The 15,703-nt window shown below is 38.8% G+C and carries 17 protein-coding genes and 1 pseudogene; 14 read left to right on the top strand and 4 right to left on the bottom strand.

Annotated features, from left to right (window positions below; all coding sequences use genetic code 11):
• The 5 genes and pseudogenes from KJS36_RS08240 to KJS36_RS08260 all read left to right on the top strand — a co-directional run.
• Positions 1–1,551 (top strand): annotated as a pseudogene (locus tag KJS36_RS08240) (hypothetical protein); the annotation flags it as partial.
• Position 1,552: 1 nt separating this feature from the next.
• Positions 1,553–2,134 carry a hypothetical protein gene (locus KJS36_RS08245; protein ID WP_213536448.1) on the top strand — a complete coding sequence of 194 codons (582 nt, stop codon included), beginning with the start codon at positions 1,553–1,555 and terminating at the stop codon, positions 2,132–2,134.
• Positions 2,131–2,463, top strand: a complete 333-nt coding sequence (locus KJS36_RS08250) for a DUF4176 domain-containing protein (RefSeq protein ID WP_213536449.1) — start codon at positions 2,131–2,133, stop codon at positions 2,461–2,463. The genes KJS36_RS08245 and KJS36_RS08250 overlap by 4 nt, the downstream gene beginning before the upstream one ends.
• On the top strand, positions 2,460–3,578 hold the full coding sequence (locus tag KJS36_RS08255; RefSeq protein WP_213536450.1) for a hypothetical protein: 1,119 nt from the start codon (positions 2,460–2,462) through the stop codon (positions 3,576–3,578). The genes KJS36_RS08250 and KJS36_RS08255 overlap by 4 nt, the downstream gene beginning before the upstream one ends.
• 257 nt (positions 3,579–3,835) lie before the next feature.
• Positions 3,836–4,495: a uracil-DNA glycosylase gene (locus tag KJS36_RS08260; RefSeq protein WP_213536451.1), complete on the top strand. Its 660-nt coding sequence runs from the start codon at positions 3,836–3,838 to the stop codon at positions 4,493–4,495.
• Positions 4,496–4,519: 24 nt separating this feature from the next.
• Here KJS36_RS08260 and KJS36_RS08265 read toward each other — a convergent pair whose 3' ends face one another.
• Together KJS36_RS08265 and KJS36_RS08270 are read right to left on the bottom strand one after the other, a co-directional pair.
• Positions 4,520–5,431, bottom strand: a complete 912-nt coding sequence (locus KJS36_RS08265; RefSeq protein ID WP_213536452.1) for an NADP-dependent oxidoreductase — start codon at positions 5,429–5,431, stop codon at positions 4,520–4,522.
• A gap of 11 nt (positions 5,432–5,442) precedes the next feature.
• The gene (locus KJS36_RS08270) at positions 5,443–6,324 is read right to left on the bottom strand and encodes an NAD(P)H-binding protein (protein ID WP_213536453.1); all 882 of its coding nucleotides are present in this window, start codon (positions 6,322–6,324) and stop codon (positions 5,443–5,445) included.
• Positions 6,325–6,445: 121 nt separating this feature from the next.
• On the opposite strand from KJS36_RS08270, the gene KJS36_RS08275 reads away from it, so the two are divergent.
• The gene (locus KJS36_RS08275; RefSeq protein ID WP_213536454.1) at positions 6,446–7,006 is read left to right on the top strand and encodes a TetR/AcrR family transcriptional regulator; all 561 of its coding nucleotides are present in this window, start codon (positions 6,446–6,448) and stop codon (positions 7,004–7,006) included.
• A 71-nt stretch (positions 7,007–7,077) separates the two neighbouring features.
• On the top strand, positions 7,078–9,198 hold the full coding sequence (locus KJS36_RS08280) for a YhgE/Pip domain-containing protein (RefSeq protein WP_213536455.1): 2,121 nt from the start codon (positions 7,078–7,080) through the stop codon (positions 9,196–9,198).
• Between the two features lie 12 nt (positions 9,199–9,210).
• Here KJS36_RS08280 and msrA read toward each other — a convergent pair whose 3' ends face one another.
• Positions 9,211–9,753 carry a peptide-methionine (S)-S-oxide reductase MsrA gene (gene msrA, locus KJS36_RS08285; RefSeq protein WP_213536456.1) on the bottom strand — a complete coding sequence of 181 codons (543 nt, stop codon included), beginning with the start codon at positions 9,751–9,753 and terminating at the stop codon, positions 9,211–9,213.
• Between the two features lie 71 nt (positions 9,754–9,824).
• Between msrA and KJS36_RS08290 the strand changes: the two genes are divergently transcribed.
• Positions 9,825–10,091: a bacteriocin immunity family protein gene (locus tag KJS36_RS08290; protein ID WP_213536457.1), complete on the top strand. Its 267-nt coding sequence runs from the start codon at positions 9,825–9,827 to the stop codon at positions 10,089–10,091.
• A gap of 11 nt (positions 10,092–10,102) precedes the next feature.
• Here KJS36_RS08290 and KJS36_RS08295 read toward each other — a convergent pair whose 3' ends face one another.
• Positions 10,103–11,563 carry an MDR family MFS transporter gene (locus tag KJS36_RS08295; protein ID WP_244842858.1) on the bottom strand — a complete coding sequence of 487 codons (1,461 nt, stop codon included), beginning with the start codon at positions 11,561–11,563 and terminating at the stop codon, positions 10,103–10,105.
• Between the two features lie 148 nt (positions 11,564–11,711).
• On the opposite strand from KJS36_RS08295, the gene KJS36_RS08300 reads away from it, so the two are divergent.
• The 6 genes from KJS36_RS08300 (at position 11,712) to KJS36_RS08325 (ending at position 15,684) form a co-directional block, all read left to right on the top strand.
• Entirely contained in the window at positions 11,712–12,104 is a 393-nt protein-coding gene (locus KJS36_RS08300) for a MerR family transcriptional regulator (protein WP_213536458.1), read from the top strand.
• A gap of 168 nt (positions 12,105–12,272) precedes the next feature.
• Positions 12,273–12,800, top strand: coding sequence for a DUF2798 domain-containing protein (locus KJS36_RS08305; RefSeq protein WP_213536459.1), 528 nt, complete (start codon positions 12,273–12,275; stop codon positions 12,798–12,800).
• 126 nt (positions 12,801–12,926) lie between these two features.
• Positions 12,927–13,103: a 30S ribosomal protein S21 gene (gene rpsU, locus KJS36_RS08310; protein ID WP_213536460.1), complete on the top strand. Its 177-nt coding sequence runs from the start codon at positions 12,927–12,929 to the stop codon at positions 13,101–13,103.
• 314 nt (positions 13,104–13,417) lie between these two features.
• Entirely contained in the window at positions 13,418–14,614 is a 1,197-nt protein-coding gene (locus KJS36_RS08315) for a phosphoglycerate kinase (RefSeq protein ID WP_213536461.1), read from the top strand.
• 97 nt (positions 14,615–14,711) lie between these two features.
• Positions 14,712–15,305, top strand: coding sequence for an Ig-like domain-containing protein (locus KJS36_RS08320; RefSeq protein WP_213536462.1), 594 nt, complete (start codon positions 14,712–14,714; stop codon positions 15,303–15,305).
• Positions 15,274–15,684, top strand: coding sequence for a hypothetical protein (locus KJS36_RS08325; RefSeq protein WP_213536463.1), 411 nt, complete (start codon positions 15,274–15,276; stop codon positions 15,682–15,684). Before KJS36_RS08320 ends, KJS36_RS08325 begins: the two co-directional genes overlap by 32 nt.
• Positions 15,685–15,703 lie beyond the last annotated feature (19 nt).

A 15,703-nucleotide genomic window follows, 5' to 3' on the forward strand; every position in this document is an offset into this window, starting at 1 on the left:
GCCGGGCAGAAAGTATATAAAAATGTCACAAAGACAGGCGCTTACGGCAGTACATACAGTTACAAACCAAAAGTACCGTGGTATGACAGCCTGAGTTCAGCCAGTCAAGCAGAACTTACAGGGAAATATAATATACCCAAACGAATTATTACCGTCCACTATACACGGCGACAAGCAGAATTTACACTGTACTTTGTAGATGACCGAGGCAATCTCCTTGGCTCGCAAACACATCATAGTTACGAAGGATTAAGCTACCATTTCAATCTTCCACATTATAATTATTTGGTACTTGTCAACTCCAAGCTACAATCTTTTGGTGGTGAGTATAAAGCTCCAAGAATAGCAGCGGTTATAGAATATAAGCATATTCCTGCTTATTTAACGGTCAATTTAAGCATTGATGGGCAAATACAAAACAGTGCAGTGTTTGATGGCTACTGGGGAGACAGTTATTATTATCCAATTTCTCCTCTAGGATTAAGCTATCTCACACCTTATCCAGGTTATAGTTACGTTTCTGGAAGATTTAATGCTATCTATAATTCTGTTACTCTGAATTACTATTACGTGAGAAGTACAGTTACGCTCAATCTTTACGGTACGAACGGCGCTTATCTGACAAGCTATAGTCAATCAGGAGAATACGGACAGCCTTGGAGTTTTAACTTGCCTAGCTGGATAGGCAATTATCAACTGGCAATGAACTCCAATCAAAGTGGTTATTTTGATATTTCTAATCAAAGCTATACTATTTACTACACAGAAGTTGTTAAATCCCAGCCACCTAAATCTTCTCATTATAGTTTTCCCTATCCACAGGTTGGGACGGTGCCGTGGTTGGTCAAAGAGGGAATGACAGAGTACGGGGATAATCCTGCGACCATGAAGCAATATCTCGAATATGCTTATGCAGGAAATCCATCAATTGAAGCGAAAGTGGCAGCAGAATATCATGATAGTAAGCCTGCACCGTACTATGGGGCAATGTCTGTTGGGAATAGTCCCCTAGCTCAGCAGCTTCAACAATATCGTAAGACTACACAGGTTGCCATAAAACAATATGAAAAATATTTAAAATCTGAAACTACACAATCAAAAAATACAGGTACAAAATCAAGTCCATCCTCAAATAATTTGTTGAAAAGTCTTGGACTCACTACAATACTGTCGTTAATGGCCTTAGGGTTAGCAAAACTTGGGAATGTAGGTGGAGGAACTGCAGGGGATAATATATGGATAGCAGGACTAAGCTTACTAGAAGCAGCAGGTAAAGGAGATTTGAAGAAGAATCCAGTTGGGGCAGTTGGTCAACTTACCGCAGATTTTGGAATTAGTTGGGCAACGAGTACAATTACTGGTGCGATAACAGATGCTGGAATTGGAGGAGCTGTTGGTGGACCACTTGGTGTCGCAATTGGTTTTGGCGTAGGAGTTATTTTTGATACCGCAATAAGCAACAGTGGTGATACAGATACTATTTATGATGATCAATTAGTAAGTGGATTAGATAGAAGCGGAACATCAGCAGAAGATTTTGGAGGAAATTGAAATGTTATTACATAAACTACAAAGTGCAAAATTCATTATTGCGGATAGAGAAGGAGATTTTTATATTGATACCTCTACATTTGAGATTTACATGAAGCCTCACAGTAAATCAAATGCCACAAAGGGCAATAATAATATATTCTTTTTCTTTATTGCCTTTACTGGAATAGTATCACTAATTCAATATTTTTTTAAAAATATTAATGCTACAATAGAAACTTTTCTGTTGATTGGAATAGGTTTGATAACAGTTTTAAGTTGCTTTCTATGGATTTATTTTGCAGAAAGAAGCTGGATAAAGAGAAAAACAGAAAATCAAACTTATAATCGAATTATTTATAAGAAATTTGTAAACCATATATCTCGTAAGGTAAAAAATGGATATACAATATTTACACTGACAGTTTACTTATCAGCAATTAGCACAGGGATATTTTTCTATCTTTCACTAAATAATCCTCAGACGATAACTATTAGTTTCTACATTATTTCCACCATGGTTTGGGCTTCAACATTATATAGATTTTTTAAATACAATCAACTTTACTATATTATCCGAAAAATACAGGAGGAAAATAAATGACAACAGGTATATTACCATTACCACTCGGAAGCGTTGTTACAGTTAAAACAAATACACAGAAATTAATGATTATAGGTCGTGCCCAACTTTTCAAGCAAAACGGAATAACGGGATATTTTGATTATTCGGCGGTACTTTACCCTATTGGTTCTACTGGAGCCGATAAATTTGCTTTTTTTAATCATGAAGATATAAGTGAGACTATCTTTAAAGGTTACTATGATGAACAAGAAATTGAGTTTGAGAGTACCTATCAAGAAATAATTTTAAAATCAAATTATTCAAAACTCCATGTCAAGTTGGATGATACAAAGAAGGAGAAAGAATGAATAAACAGTTTATAAAAATGTTAGTTACTTTTGCAATAACTGGTATAATTATGGTTGGATTTAGTATTGCTCATGCGGATATGAATAGCTACCGTTTGTACAATACCCATAATGGAGAACACTTCTGGACGACTTCTCTTGCAGAAAAGCAGAGTTTGGTTACTGCGGGTTGGCGCTATGAAGAAGTCGCATGGAGTTCGGCAAGTTCTGGTAAGACAGCTATTTTTCGGGTCTATAATCCTAATAGTGGGGAACATTTTTATACAACTTCTACAATTGAAGAGAAAAGTTTGATTCATGTTGGTTGGAGAACAGATGGTACTCTTGGGTATTCAGGAGGTTCATACCCTGTTTATCGATTGTATGATGGAAAGACACATTTTTATACAATCAATAAAACAGAAAAGAATTCGCTTGCTAAAACGAAAGGCTGGAGCTATGAAGGAATTGCTTTTTATTCTCATGCACCAGAATATAATTGGCACTATGATGTAACGGAAGGAGCGGATTCGGGTCATGCAGGAGATGTTCATTTTCCCCAGTTTTATTATTTCACAAGTACGCAGGCAGTGACAAAAACTTATTCGGGAAATGATGTTTTTTATGCTTATAACGATACTGCTTTTAACTTTAATGCTCAACTTCAAGCGGATGCAAAGAGTGCAGATTATGCGAATGAGCAGGCTCGAGTCGCTTGGTCAACCACTCAAAATAAAGATGCGTTAGCAGTGGCAGATGCAACAGCAGAAGTTGCAGCAGATAAAACGAAAATCGGAGAAGCAACTGCTTTAGTTAAGCAAGCAAATGCAGATGTGACAGCAGATACACAACATAATTTGGATGCGACAAACGACAATGCATTACTTGCAAAATATAAAACAGCTTTGGCTTCTGCACAATCTGCAGCTAATGCCGATAATACAACTTGTACTAAAGCAAAAAACGCATTAGATACATTGAACAAACAAGGAACAGACTATGTTAAGCTAGGTTACATTGTAAGTTTGAGCAATAATGGTGAGACAGCAACGGTTAATTTTACAGAGACAACGAAGAAGGGAACTTCTGTTAAAAAAACAACTTTTTCTCGTAGTGCGACACTTTGGGTGAAGTGAAAAACTTAGTGTTTTGAGGGACAAAAAAGGGGCATAAGTATAAAACTATTGCCTATTTATGGAGAAATTCGTAAAAAGTTTAAACTCTATAAATGCTTATAGAACAACGATTGTAGCTATTTTGTTTCTATAAATAATGTGAAATCAAAAAGTCTATCACAACGTAGAAAATATCTAAAAAACAAAAAAATCTGTCAGTTGACGGATTTTTTGTTATAATAAAATTAGATTTCTATGAAAATGAAATGAGAAAGCACATGAAAAAAACAGATTGGTCACAGCCTTTACGAAGTCGTCTTCCCGAAGAATATTTTCCTCAGATGATTGCATTTATCAATGATGTGTATAGTCAAGGAAGGATTTATCCGCCAGAAGATAAAATTTTTCGTGCGATTGAGTTGACGGCTCTTTCTGATGTCAAGGTGGTCATTGTCGGACAAGACCCTTATCCGCAGCCGGGAAAAGCGCAAGGATTGAGTTTTAGTTATCCCGCAGATTTTAAAGTCACGCGCACGGATTCAATTGTCAATATCCAAAAAGAGCTTGCTAATGAAGGCTTCACAAAAACAGATAGTGATTTGACAAACTGGGCAAGACAAGGTGTTCTCTTGCTCAATGCCGTTCTTACTGTCCCTGAATTTTCTTCAAATGCACATGCAGGAAAAATCTGGGAACCTTTAACCGATGAAATCATCAAGATTGCGAGTGATGATGAGCGTCCCAAAGTTTTCTTACTCTGGGGAGGTAATGCTCGAAAAAAAGCACCTTTGATAGATGCGAGCAAGCATCTCATTATCGAGTCAGCACACCCATCGCCACTTTCAGCCAGTCGTGGATTTTTTGGAAGTAATGCCTTTGCACGTACCAATGATTTCCTTAAACAATCAGGACAAACAGCGATTGATTGGAGCAAATAAAAATCAGCTTAAAAGCTGATTTTTTTATAGTGTAAGAACAATCTTTCCGTGTGTATGACGGCTCATCTGAAGTTTTACTGCATCAGCAAACTCATCAATAAGAAATTCCGCAGCGATAGGAACAGTTAATTTACCAGCAACAATCGCATCTGTGATAATCTTCATATCTTCAACTGTACCAGCACCTCCCGTAGCTTTACTCACACCTGCAGGCGGTTCTGGAAACATGATGATTGTTGCCATTTTATCAGGAGAAACACCAAGAGCGAGCGCAGAATGAAGTGCCTCATGGCTGAATAAATCAATCGCTGCTGTGATGTGTTCATCACGCAGACGGTCACTCAATCCATCGCCATAAGAAATTTGCTCAGCACCGAGTGATTGTAAAAAGCTACGTGTACTATCAGAAGCCGTCCCAATTACTTTTGCTCCGATGAGTCGCGCGAGTTGTGTAGCAAAAACGCCGACACCACCTGCAGCACCACCAATAAGCAGAGTATCTTTTGCATTCACATGAGCATTGCGAAGGGCAACAGCAGCGGTCAATCCTGCGATAGTCAATGTACTAGCAATTTTATCAGAAATAGCATCTGGCGTATGAAAAAGCTGAGGGCTAGAAAGTGGAAGCACAATATGCTCTGCTGCTGCACCAGTCATGCTACTCCCAAAAACACGATTGCCAACTTTAAAACCAATGACAGAACTTCCGACTTCATCAACCACACCAGCAAAATCATAAGCAAAAGTCTGTGGAAGTTGCACATTAAAATTAGCCGCGAGCTGAGGATTGCTAGGAATGAGCCAGTCCATTGGATTAAGCCCAACTGCTGTCACATGAACACGTATTTCATTTTCTCCAGCATGAGTTTCTGGTAGTTCACGTAGGATAAGATTTTCAGACCCACCAAATTGGTCGTATTGTAGTGCTTTTGTCATTATTTTCTCCTTTATGCTTGTGTGTTGTAGGCTTTGGCAAAGATTTTAGCGAAGTCAGTCAGTTTGACTTGTCCTTGATAGTAGCCAATTTCTTTAATATTTTTATAAAATGGTTCAGGATTGCGTTGAGCGGCTGACATTTCGACAAAAGCAGTTGCTGTTTTATCTGAAAATCCTGCGGCAAGAAGCCCTTGTTTAACCATATCATCAGTGACAAGTTGATAGTTTGCGCTGATAGCATTGTCAGCTAGAGCAGCTATCCAGTCGTTACCTGTTGCCCAATCACTCACGACATATTTTATCGTCTTGCCAGCAGGTGTTTCTATGAGAAATTGATAAACTTGCTCGGCAATATCGCTCGGCGTTGTCCAGGCACGTTCGATATCAGCTGGAACGTTGCTAAATATTGTTCCTTGCACTTTTATTGTGCGCATATCACTAAAGAGATTACTATAAAATCCAACTGGACGAACAATTGCGAGGCTGATGTTGGAAATGGAAGACAAAGCATCTTCTATGAAATGATACATATACAAAATGCCAGCATTTTTATCTTGTGCGCCGACCGAGCTGAGATTGACAACATTTTTAACGTCTGATTGCTCAATGGCTGATTTAAAAATAGTTGCCTGCTCTTTGGCAACTTGCATCATGTCCTCGCCAGATGGTGTACCTGAAATCATAAGATATACTGTATCTTGACCCATGAAAGTCTGCGTGAGAAAGTTATTATCGGTCATTGAACCAACGGCAGCACGCGCGCCAAGTGCTTCAATCTGAGAAATATGATTTTCATTTGATGTGATAACGGTCACTTCATGTCCATCTGCAACAAGACGGGGAATAGTATGTGTGTTAATGTTTCCGATAGAACCTAAAAGTGTAATTTTCATTGATTTTTTTCTTCTTCCTTGATATAATAATGTCAGTAACTGACATTTGATTTTATTATACGACTGTTAGATAAAGATGTCAAGAGAAATGTCAGCTTGTGACATTAAGAAAAGGATGAGAATGAAAAAATCAAGTAGAGAAAGGCTTTATGAGGCAGCAATAGCGCTGATTACAGAGCAAGGATACAATAAAACAACCGTACAAGAAATCGCCGAGCGTGCAGGCTTGACAGAACGAACCTTTTTTAGACAGTTTAAAGATAAATCAGATATTTTATTTGATGAAGGAGAAGTACATTTAATCAAAGAATTAACGGCTTCTGTAATAGCTTCTCATACTCAAAATGCTGTGCTTTGTGGTGTTGAAGCATATATAGCAGCAGCTCCCTTATTTGATAGTCGGCACAAGCAAGCACAGTTACGTAGCCAGATTATTCAGGATAATCCTGATTTGCAAGAGCGTGAATTACTGAAAGCAGCGCATTTGACAAAAGCATTATCAGAACTTTTATCGGAACGATTTGATAAAGAAGAAGCACGGTTAGCTGCCTATATTGCAGAAAACATCTTTCATCTTGCTTTTGAACATTGGTTAATGCAAGAGGGAGAAAAAATGGAAAAAAGCATCTCCAAATATTATGCAATTTATAAACAGTTAAATGCCAACCTTACAAAAATGTAAGGTTTTTTTGATACTTTATTGTGTTATAATATAGAAAATAATCAATAGAATACAAAAAACGGAGGCTAGAGATGATTGCTGCTGAATGGAAAGCTTTATTTACAAAGCGTTTTTTACTAGTTAGTATTATTTTTGTGAGTTTTATTCCAATGTTTTATGCGATGATTTTTTTGGCGAGTATGTGGGACCCATACAATCATCTGAATCAGCTTCCTGTTGCGATTGTCAATGAAGATAAGGCTGTTAAATTTGATGGAAAAACGCTTGATATTGGTACTTCTTTGGTCAAACAGATGAAAAAAACAAAAACTTTGGATTATCATTTTGTTTCTGAAAAGTCAGGTATAGATGGATTGCGCAAGGGAAGTTATTATATGGTATTAAAAATTTCTAAGCAATTTTCAGCCTCTGCGGAGACTTTGCTCACGAATCACCCAAAAATGATGCAGATTGATTATCAGACTTCTCAGGGACGTTCTATGACGGCGACTTCTGTGGCAAATGGAACGGTAACAGCTCTTAAAGAAAAAGTTGCTAAAGAAATCACAGCACTTTATACACAAGAACTTTTAAATCAATTTGCAGATGTAGGTAAGGGAATGACACGCGCGGCAAATGGAAGTAATAAACTGTTGAATGGTTCTCAGAGATTACTCAATGGAACTGCGCAACTTTCGCAAGGAACAGGTCAATTTTCTAAAGGATTGACGGATTATTTGAAAAATGAATCTAAAATTTCCAATGGAACTTCTGAATTGACACAAGGTTTACAAAAGTTGACAGGAGCTATTCCTAATGGAAATGTACAGATTGATGAATTAACGACTAATCTTCCAAAACTTCAATCGGCTATCAATCAACTCGATAGTCAGGTCAATCAAGCAGTTACACTTTCTCAACCAGAACTGACAAGGACTTTATCCGAGATTGAGAATTTAAAGAGTGAACTACAAAGTTTAGAACCACTACTTTCTCAAGCGGATAATAATACGATAAGTCAAGAAATATCCACTCTTGTCAATCAGCAAATCAAAACAACAGATGCTTATAAAAATTCATCATCAAGTAATCAACAATCCCTCTTACAGGCAGCAGATAGTGCCGTTTCGAGCGAAGTAAGTCAGCTTAATTTTAGTAGTTATGCGACAAAGTTGACAACATTGATTGGACAAATCAGTAGTTTTGAAGCTGTGATAAAAAATGCTCAGAATGAATTGGTAAATTTGCAGACGAATGTTACCAAGCTTAATCAGGCAAATAATATCCTTGTTTCTGGCGCAGTTACGGCTATTAAAAAGCAACAAACGGGGCTTTTACAGATTAAATCAGTCTTGAATAATCAAATTATTCCAGGAAGTCAGAAATTGACGGTGGCTAGTCAAACATTGACGGCTCAAAATGGGAAGTTAGAAAGGGCTGTGGGCAAGATTTCAACTGCTGAAGATTCTCTTTATCTTGGGGCTACAAAGATGAATGCTGGCGCAGATAAATTACATAAAAATCTTGCACATGGTAGCCAAGAGCTTTCAATGATTAGTACGAAGAGAAAGAATAGTCAAGCAATTACCACTCCTGTGGCTGTTAATCATAAAGATGTTTCAAATGTCCCTAATAATGGGACGGCTGCTGCGCCTTATATGATGTCGGTTGCTTTATTTGTGGGTGCGATTAGTTTGAATACGATTTTTGACTTTTTTGGACCGAAAAAGCGGCCGACTTCTGGGCTTGCTTGGTGGGCGAGCAAAGCGAGTGTTCTTTATACATTGAGCTTTTTGCAGGCGGTTGTGATGTTTGCAGCCCTTGCTTTTATCAATGGTTTGAGTTCTTCTAATGCTCTGTCAACACTTGTCGCACTGGTCGCGGAAGCTTTCGCATATATGAGTATTGTTGCTTTCTTTAGTGCAACTTTGAAAAAATTTAGTCCAGTTGTGATACTAACATTCATGGTGATACAACTTTCAAGCTCGGCTGGACTGTTTCCTATCCAACTTTCAGGGAAGTTTTTCCAATTTTTCAATCCTTATGTTCCAATGACTTATGGGATTGAAGCATTGCGTGAGACGGTTTCGATTGGAAGTTCGGCGACGCAGAATGTTTTGATTTTACTTGGAATTACTGTATTCTTTACAGTTTTGACGATTGTTTACTTTAGTTTTGCTAAGAGGAAAAATCATTATGAAATTGTGAGTTAAAAAAATCAGCTTTTAGCTGATTTTTTTGCTTTTACTGAGTTTACGTTTGATACGTTGAAAAGTGAGAAAACGTTGACGGGCTTTGTGAACTGCTTTGTAACGCTTGGGATTTTTCTTGTAGAAACCTTGATGGTAATCTTCGGCAAGCCAGAAAGTTTGTGTGTCTTCGATTGGAACGATGATTGGCTTGTTAAATTCGCTTTGGAGTTTTTCTTTACTGGCTTCGGCGATGTTTCGCTGATTTTCATTATCTACGAAAATGACTGGACGATAGCTGTCGCCACGGTCGAGAAACTGACCATTTGGGTCGGTGGGGTCAATGAGGCTCCAATAGAGTTCGAGGAGTTCGCTGTAACTGATGATAGTATTGTCGAAAATGATTTCAACAGCTTCTACGTGGCCAGTATAATTGCCACATACTTGGTCATAAGTCGGATTGTCAACGTGTCCTCCAGTGTAGCCACTTGTGATAGATAGGATACCGGGACGTTCTTCAAATGGCTCTACCATGCACCAGAAACAGCCACCTGCAAATATTGCTTTTTCTTTGCTCATTTTTTTGCCTATTCTTGTGATTTTTAATTTATTATAGCACAGAAAATATGGTTTTATGGTATTATTTATTTATGAATACAGAGGAACTTGAAATTTTGAATAGGATTTATAATCTTATTCTTGACCGAGATGTGCGGGATTGGGAACGTCATTTTTTGCTTGAGACGAAAAATAGGATTGAGGCTGGTGGACGAATGAAAACAGAGCTATCTAATTTGGAGGCAAACTTGCGTCCTCTTGCAATGCGATTTAATCTGACACCGAAGATGGCTGATTTTTATAAGTCTTTGACAAGTTCTGGTTTATTTGGACGTGGTGCGGGAAAAATTCTTGAGTGAAAATCAGCTGATTAGGCTGATTTTTTTGTCCATGGGTCAATGATATTGACAATGAGAGCAAGGCAGAGAATGAGGGTACCGATGAGAGCTAATGAGTGTAAACCATTAAACAAAACATGACGAAGTGGCGTAATCAGAGCATGTGGGAGATGCTTGACGGCTTCACTGTCGGAGATTTGATTGATAAGTGTGAAGTTGAATTTGTGATTTTTAGTGATGGCTGTCGAAAAAGTACGGTTAAGAGATACAGAAAGTCCAGAGAGGATAAGCGTTGTACCCAGTGTACGAATAAGTGCATTGAGTGCGGTGGCTGCACCGATGAGTTCTGAGGTGACGGACTCTTGGATACCGACTTGAAGTGTGGTAGAGCTTATACCTGTGGAAAATCCCAAAATACCTGCAATAAGTAAAAGAATTGAGAAACTTGCGACTTGTGGTGTGAGAAAGAGAATGATAGCTCCTAGAAGCATGAGAACGGAACCAGCGATGGTTAGACGTTTTTCACCGATTTGTTGAGCAAGTCTGGTGGCGATTTGTGAGCCGATAACTAAGAAGATAGATGAGGGAATGAGGATAAGACCACCGATGAATGCTGTTTTTCCTAAAATACCTTGTCCCCAAGTGGGAAGATAGTTAGAGTAAAATCCGAAAAATCCGTAGATGAGGAACATCAGGAGATTTTTGAACATATATGACTTTTCTTTAAAGAGGGTAAGTGGGACAATCGGGTCTTTTGCACGTTTTTCGATTTGCCAGAAGCTAGTGAGTAAAATGATGCTAAGAATAAATAAAATGAGAATGAGAGGTAGATTTGGTTTTGCCGTGCCGAGAAATTGGAGAGCGAGCATGAGGCTGATGACACCAAGTGAGAGTGTACTTGTTCCTGCAAAATCAATAGGTTTTTTGTGGGCTTGAAAATCTGGATGGAAATTTCTGGCGACAGCGAGCATCATCAAGAGTCCAATGGGAATATTGATAAAAAATACCCAGCGCCAGCCAAGATTGTCAACGATAAGTCCGCCTATAATGGGGGCAATAACGGCTGAGAGAGAGTAAGCTGAAATCGCATTTCCTGTGGCACGGCGTCTCTTTTCAGTATTTAGTAGAATACCGTAGATGACAAATGGAAGTTGTTGCATAGCTCCTGCGCCGATTCCCATGATAAGGCGGGCGATAATGAGCATGGGCATATTTACTGAAAGTCCTTCGAGAGCTGAGGCGAGGGTAAAAAGTGCGGTACCTATGAGGAAGAGACGTTTGTAGCCGAAGCGCTCGGAGAGTTTTGTCCAAATCGGAGCTGAAACGGACATCATTAACATATAAATCGTGATGACCCAGCTCATGAGTGAAATACCGTGAAGTTGTGCCATCATTGATGGAAGTGCGGTTGCCAAAATGGTGCCTTCGAGTCCAACCATGATATTGGAAAATAGAAAGGCGGTGAGTGAATGGTTGAGTTGTTTATCGTTCAATGTTTTCTCCTTGTGAAATATTTTTTTGTTTGAGTTGTTTGGATTTTTTTAGTACAATATGAATTATACATTGTTAGAGTTACTCTAAGTCAAGGGAAAAGATTGAACTTGCGAATTTATTTTAAAAAAATAGAAAATGAGGTGTGTGATGGTTAGTATTGCTCAGGTGGTGGAGAAAACGAGAACTTCGGCTTATACTTTGCGTTATTATGAAAAGGAGGGATTGGTGACAGTGCCACGCAATCAGGCGGGAGTTCGTGTTTATGATGAGGCGGCTTTACGACGTGTTTATGCGATTTTGCATTATCGACGGGCAGGAATTCCGTTGGCAAAAATCAAGGAGATTTTGAATACGCCTGATTCGGATGAGTTTCATTTGGCAATATTGCGGGAGCGTAAGGCAAAGTTGGAAGAGGAACTTGCAGAAATGCAGGAAACTTTGGATTATCTGGATTACAAGATTGGGGTGCATGAGGGGCGCAAACCAGAGAATATCAGTATGGAGGAGTGGATTGAGCAGTGGAAAGGGATTGCTGAGTAGTTTATTTTTTTTGACAGTTCTGTCAAAAAATATTTTTTCAAAAAGGACTGACAAATTTTCATTTTTGTTGTATAATGAATACGTAACGTTTTGCGCGTATAAACATTTGAACCAGCGCTTGGATAATTTTGTCCAATGCGTTTTTATATACTCAAAGGGAGAATGCTTATGCAAACAAACACTCAGGTGGTTACTGACCATCACAAATTTCACACTCATCTACCACGTAATGGTCGTGAGGGAATCTTTTTCTTTCTGATTATTTCGGTGATTTCGGTCAATCTGATTGCACCTGTCATTACATTTTCAGAAATCGGTGCCAGCTGGGCAACTTACCGCTCGCTCTTGCCACTCTTGCCATTTATTTGGTTGGGTTGTGCATTTTCATTTCTAATGACGGATAAAATTGCTGGAAAAATGGCACAAAGATTAACCCATAAGGGAGATAGTTTTCGGGCGACCATCACAATCACTGTGCTCTGCAATGTTCTTTTGATGTCAATTTTAATGACAGTTATCGGTACTTGGATTGGTACCAAGCAGATTTCTCTTTCACCAATTGTTCATTTTTTTGCTAAATGGCCACGCAATTTTATGATTTCATTGATTGTTGAATCACTGGTTGCACAGCCAATTGCACGCTATATCATCTCACGTGTTCATTTTCAGGCAGATAAAGAGCGGAAAACTTTTTGACAGAACTGTCAAAAAATATTTTTGATAATTTTTGTGAAAAAATTGATTTGACAAAGCTGTCAAAAACTGATATACTATGGAAAGTGTCTGTTTGACATAATCAGAAACAGGAATGGGGTGAAATGAATGTCAAAAACTGTTGTACGTAAAAACGAATCGCTTGACGACGCACTCCGCCGCTTCAAACGTGCCGTAACAAAAGCTGGAACTCTTCAAGAACTCCGCAAACGTGAACACTATGAGAAACCATCTGTAAAAGCAAAACGCAAATCAGAAGCTGCTCGTAAACGTAAAAAATATTAATTTTTGATAAAAGTATTGAGAAATCAGTGCTTTTTGTTTTACAATTTTTTTGACAAAACTGTCAAAAAAGTTTTTGGCTGATATTTTGATTTTGACAAGTCTGTCAAAACATATTGGTATCTCCGCTACACTCTGCTGTCCATTCTAAAGTCACAAGCTGAACTGGCAAGTGAGCAAAGCTCACAACGACTTGTCCTATATCAAAAATTATTTTGCCAATATTTGCTGAAATTGTGATATAATTATCTTATCAAAAATGAATTGAGTAAAAGTCATTTACTCAATATCTTAAATAAATAGGAGATTTTCATATTATGGCAAAATTGACTGTTAAAGACGTTGAACTTAAAGGTAAAAAAGTCCTCGTTCGTGTGGACTTCAACGTTCCTGTAAAAGACGGTGTTATCACAAATGATAACCGTATCAATGCAGCACTTCCAACTATCAAGTACATCCTTGAAAATGGTGGACGTGCCGTTCTCTTTTCTCACCTCGGACGTGTTAAAACAGAAGAAGACAAAGCTGGCAAATCACTCGCTCCAGTTGCAAAAGCTCTTTCTGAAAAACTTGGACAAGAAGTTGTTTTCCCAGGAGTTACTCGTGGCGAAAAGCTTGAAACAGCGATTAACACACTCAAAGACGGCGAAATCTTGCTCGTTGAAAACACACGTTTTGAAGACATCGACGGCAAAAAAGAGTCTAAAAATGACCCAGAACTTGGTAAATATTGGGCATCACTTGGCGAAGGCATCTTTGTCAATGACGCATTTGGTACAGCTCACCGCGCACACGCTTCAAACGTTGGTATCTCTGCAAACGTCGAAAAAGCTGTCGCTGGTTTCCTTCTTGAAAATGAAATCGCCTATATCCAAGAAGCCGTTGAAAGCCCAGTTCGTCCATTTGTAGCCATTCTTGGTGGCTCAAAAGTATCTGATAAAATCGGTGTTATCGAAAACTTGCTTGCAAAAGCAGATAAAGTTATCATCGGTGGCGGCATGGCTTATACCTTCCTCAAAGCGCAAGGCTACGAAATCGGTACATCACTTGTTGAAGATGATAAACTTGACCTTGCAAAAGGTTTGCTTGAAAAAGCAAATGGAAAGCTCGTTCTTCCACTTGACCATAAAGTAGCAAACGCATTTGCTGACTATACAGAAGTCAAAGAAACAGCAGATGAAAACATTCCTGCAGGCTTCATGGGACTTGACGTAGCAACAAAAACAATCGCTGACTACTCAACTCAACTTGAAGGTGCAAAAACAGTCGTTTGGAATGGCCCAGTTGGTGTCTTTGAAAATCCAGACTTCCAAGCAGGAACAATCGGCTTGATGGAAGCTATCGTTAAACAACCTGATGTGAAATCAATCATCGGTGGTGGCGACTCAGCTGCAGCAGCGATTAACCTTGGCTACGCAGACAAATTCTCATGGATTTCAACTGGTGGTGGCGCATCTATGGAACTCCTCGAAGGTAAAGTTCTTCCAGGCTTAGCAGCTTTGACTGATAAATAATAAGATTAAATTGAAAATGACCTTGATGGGTCATTTTTTTATATTGAAGTGCTATAATAGAAATGTAGTAAATAGAATATTTTTTGGAGATATTATTATGAAAAGAAGAACTTTATTATCCATCGCCATGGGGATCAGTTTATTGGGCGGTATGCTTTACACACAAAGTACACCGACAGCGAGTGCGACAAGTGTCACGGTTGGGAATACTCAGCGTCAGAAAGTGAATGCAAGCAATTTTTCTTGGGTAGGACCTATCGGGGAATTTGCGCCGACTTTTAATGTTAATGCGACACCAACATCGCTTGCCGTAGGGGCTTCGGGAAATCTTGATGTCTATGTACAACCTATAAAATATATGAACTTCGGACCTGCGAACTATACTTATGACTTTGCTGGAATGATTGGTTATCAGTCGAGTGACTCTACAGTTTTAAAAGTAGATAGTAAGGGAGATTTTACAGCGCTGAAAGCTGGTACGGTGACATTGACATTTACAGCGATGCTTTCAAAAAGTTTGTTGGCTCAGATGCAGGCGGATTGTGGTGAAGTACGGAGTTGGACGGATATGGCTGCTCTACCAGTGAACAATCAGATACAGGTCAAGGTAGTTGCTGGTTCAGAGATTGTCGTTTATCCTGCACTGTCATCTTTCTCTCATGTATCGGCTGTACAATCCAAACTCTGGTGAGCATTTCTATACGGCGAGTAGTTATGAAGCCAATCATCTTGTAGCACTTGGTTGGCGAAATGAAGGGAATGCTTGGCTATCACCTAGAATATCAGCTTTGCCAGTTTATCGCTTGTATAATCCAAATGCTGGACTGCATTATTACACAACAAGCACTTATGAACTTAATCAGCTGGTAAAAGCTGGTTGGCATAATGAGGGAATTGGTTGGTATTCGGACACAACAAAAGAGCTTCCAGTTTATGTGCAGTACAATCCAAATAGTGGTCAACATAACTATACAACAAGTAGCTATGAGCGCGATAGTCTAGTAAAGGGAGGTTGGAAAAATCAGGGAATTGCTTGGTACGCGGAGAAATATACTGAACAGATAAGCTAAGTGAAAAAGGCGACTTTAT

The sequence above is a fragment of the Lactococcus nasutitermitis genome, assembly GCF_018403765.1.
GTDB lineage: Bacteria > Bacillota > Bacilli > Lactobacillales > Streptococcaceae > Lactococcus > Lactococcus nasutitermitis.

Excerpts from the sequence above, each read along its gene's own strand:
- KJS36_RS08260 (WP_213536451.1), top strand. The coding sequence starts at position 3,836 with ATGAAAAAAACAGATTGGTCACAGCCTTTACGAAGTCGTCTTCCCGAA.
- KJS36_RS08320 (WP_213536462.1), top strand. The coding sequence starts at position 14,712 with ATGAAAAGAAGAACTTTATTATCCATCGCCATGGGGATCAGTTTATTG.
- KJS36_RS08290 (WP_213536457.1), top strand. The coding sequence starts at position 9,825 with ATGAATACAGAGGAACTTGAAATTTTGAATAGGATTTATAATCTTATT.
- KJS36_RS08275 (WP_213536454.1), top strand. The coding sequence starts at position 6,446 with ATGAAAAAATCAAGTAGAGAAAGGCTTTATGAGGCAGCAATAGCGCTG.
- rpsU (WP_213536460.1), top strand. The coding sequence starts at position 12,927 with ATGTCAAAAACTGTTGTACGTAAAAACGAATCGCTTGACGACGCACTC.
- KJS36_RS08250 (WP_213536449.1), top strand. The coding sequence starts at position 2,131 with ATGACAACAGGTATATTACCATTACCACTCGGAAGCGTTGTTACAGTT.
- KJS36_RS08270 (WP_213536453.1), bottom strand. The coding sequence starts at position 6,324 with ATGAAAATTACACTTTTAGGTTCTATCGGAAACATTAACACACATACT.
- KJS36_RS08300 (WP_213536458.1), top strand. The coding sequence starts at position 11,712 with ATGGTTAGTATTGCTCAGGTGGTGGAGAAAACGAGAACTTCGGCTTAT.
- KJS36_RS08265 (WP_213536452.1), bottom strand. The coding sequence starts at position 5,431 with ATGACAAAAGCACTACAATACGACCAATTTGGTGGGTCTGAAAATCTT.
- KJS36_RS08280 (WP_213536455.1), top strand. The coding sequence starts at position 7,078 with ATGATTGCTGCTGAATGGAAAGCTTTATTTACAAAGCGTTTTTTACTA.
- KJS36_RS08325 (WP_213536463.1), top strand. The coding sequence starts at position 15,274 with ATGTATCGGCTGTACAATCCAAACTCTGGTGAGCATTTCTATACGGCG.
- KJS36_RS08245 (WP_213536448.1), top strand. The coding sequence starts at position 1,553 with ATGTTATTACATAAACTACAAAGTGCAAAATTCATTATTGCGGATAGA.
- KJS36_RS08315 (WP_213536461.1), top strand. The coding sequence starts at position 13,418 with ATGGCAAAATTGACTGTTAAAGACGTTGAACTTAAAGGTAAAAAAGTC.
- msrA (WP_213536456.1), bottom strand. The coding sequence starts at position 9,753 with ATGAGCAAAGAAAAAGCAATATTTGCAGGTGGCTGTTTCTGGTGCATG.
- KJS36_RS08255 (WP_213536450.1), top strand. The coding sequence starts at position 2,460 with ATGAATAAACAGTTTATAAAAATGTTAGTTACTTTTGCAATAACTGGT.
- KJS36_RS08305 (WP_213536459.1), top strand. The coding sequence starts at position 12,273 with ATGCAAACAAACACTCAGGTGGTTACTGACCATCACAAATTTCACACT.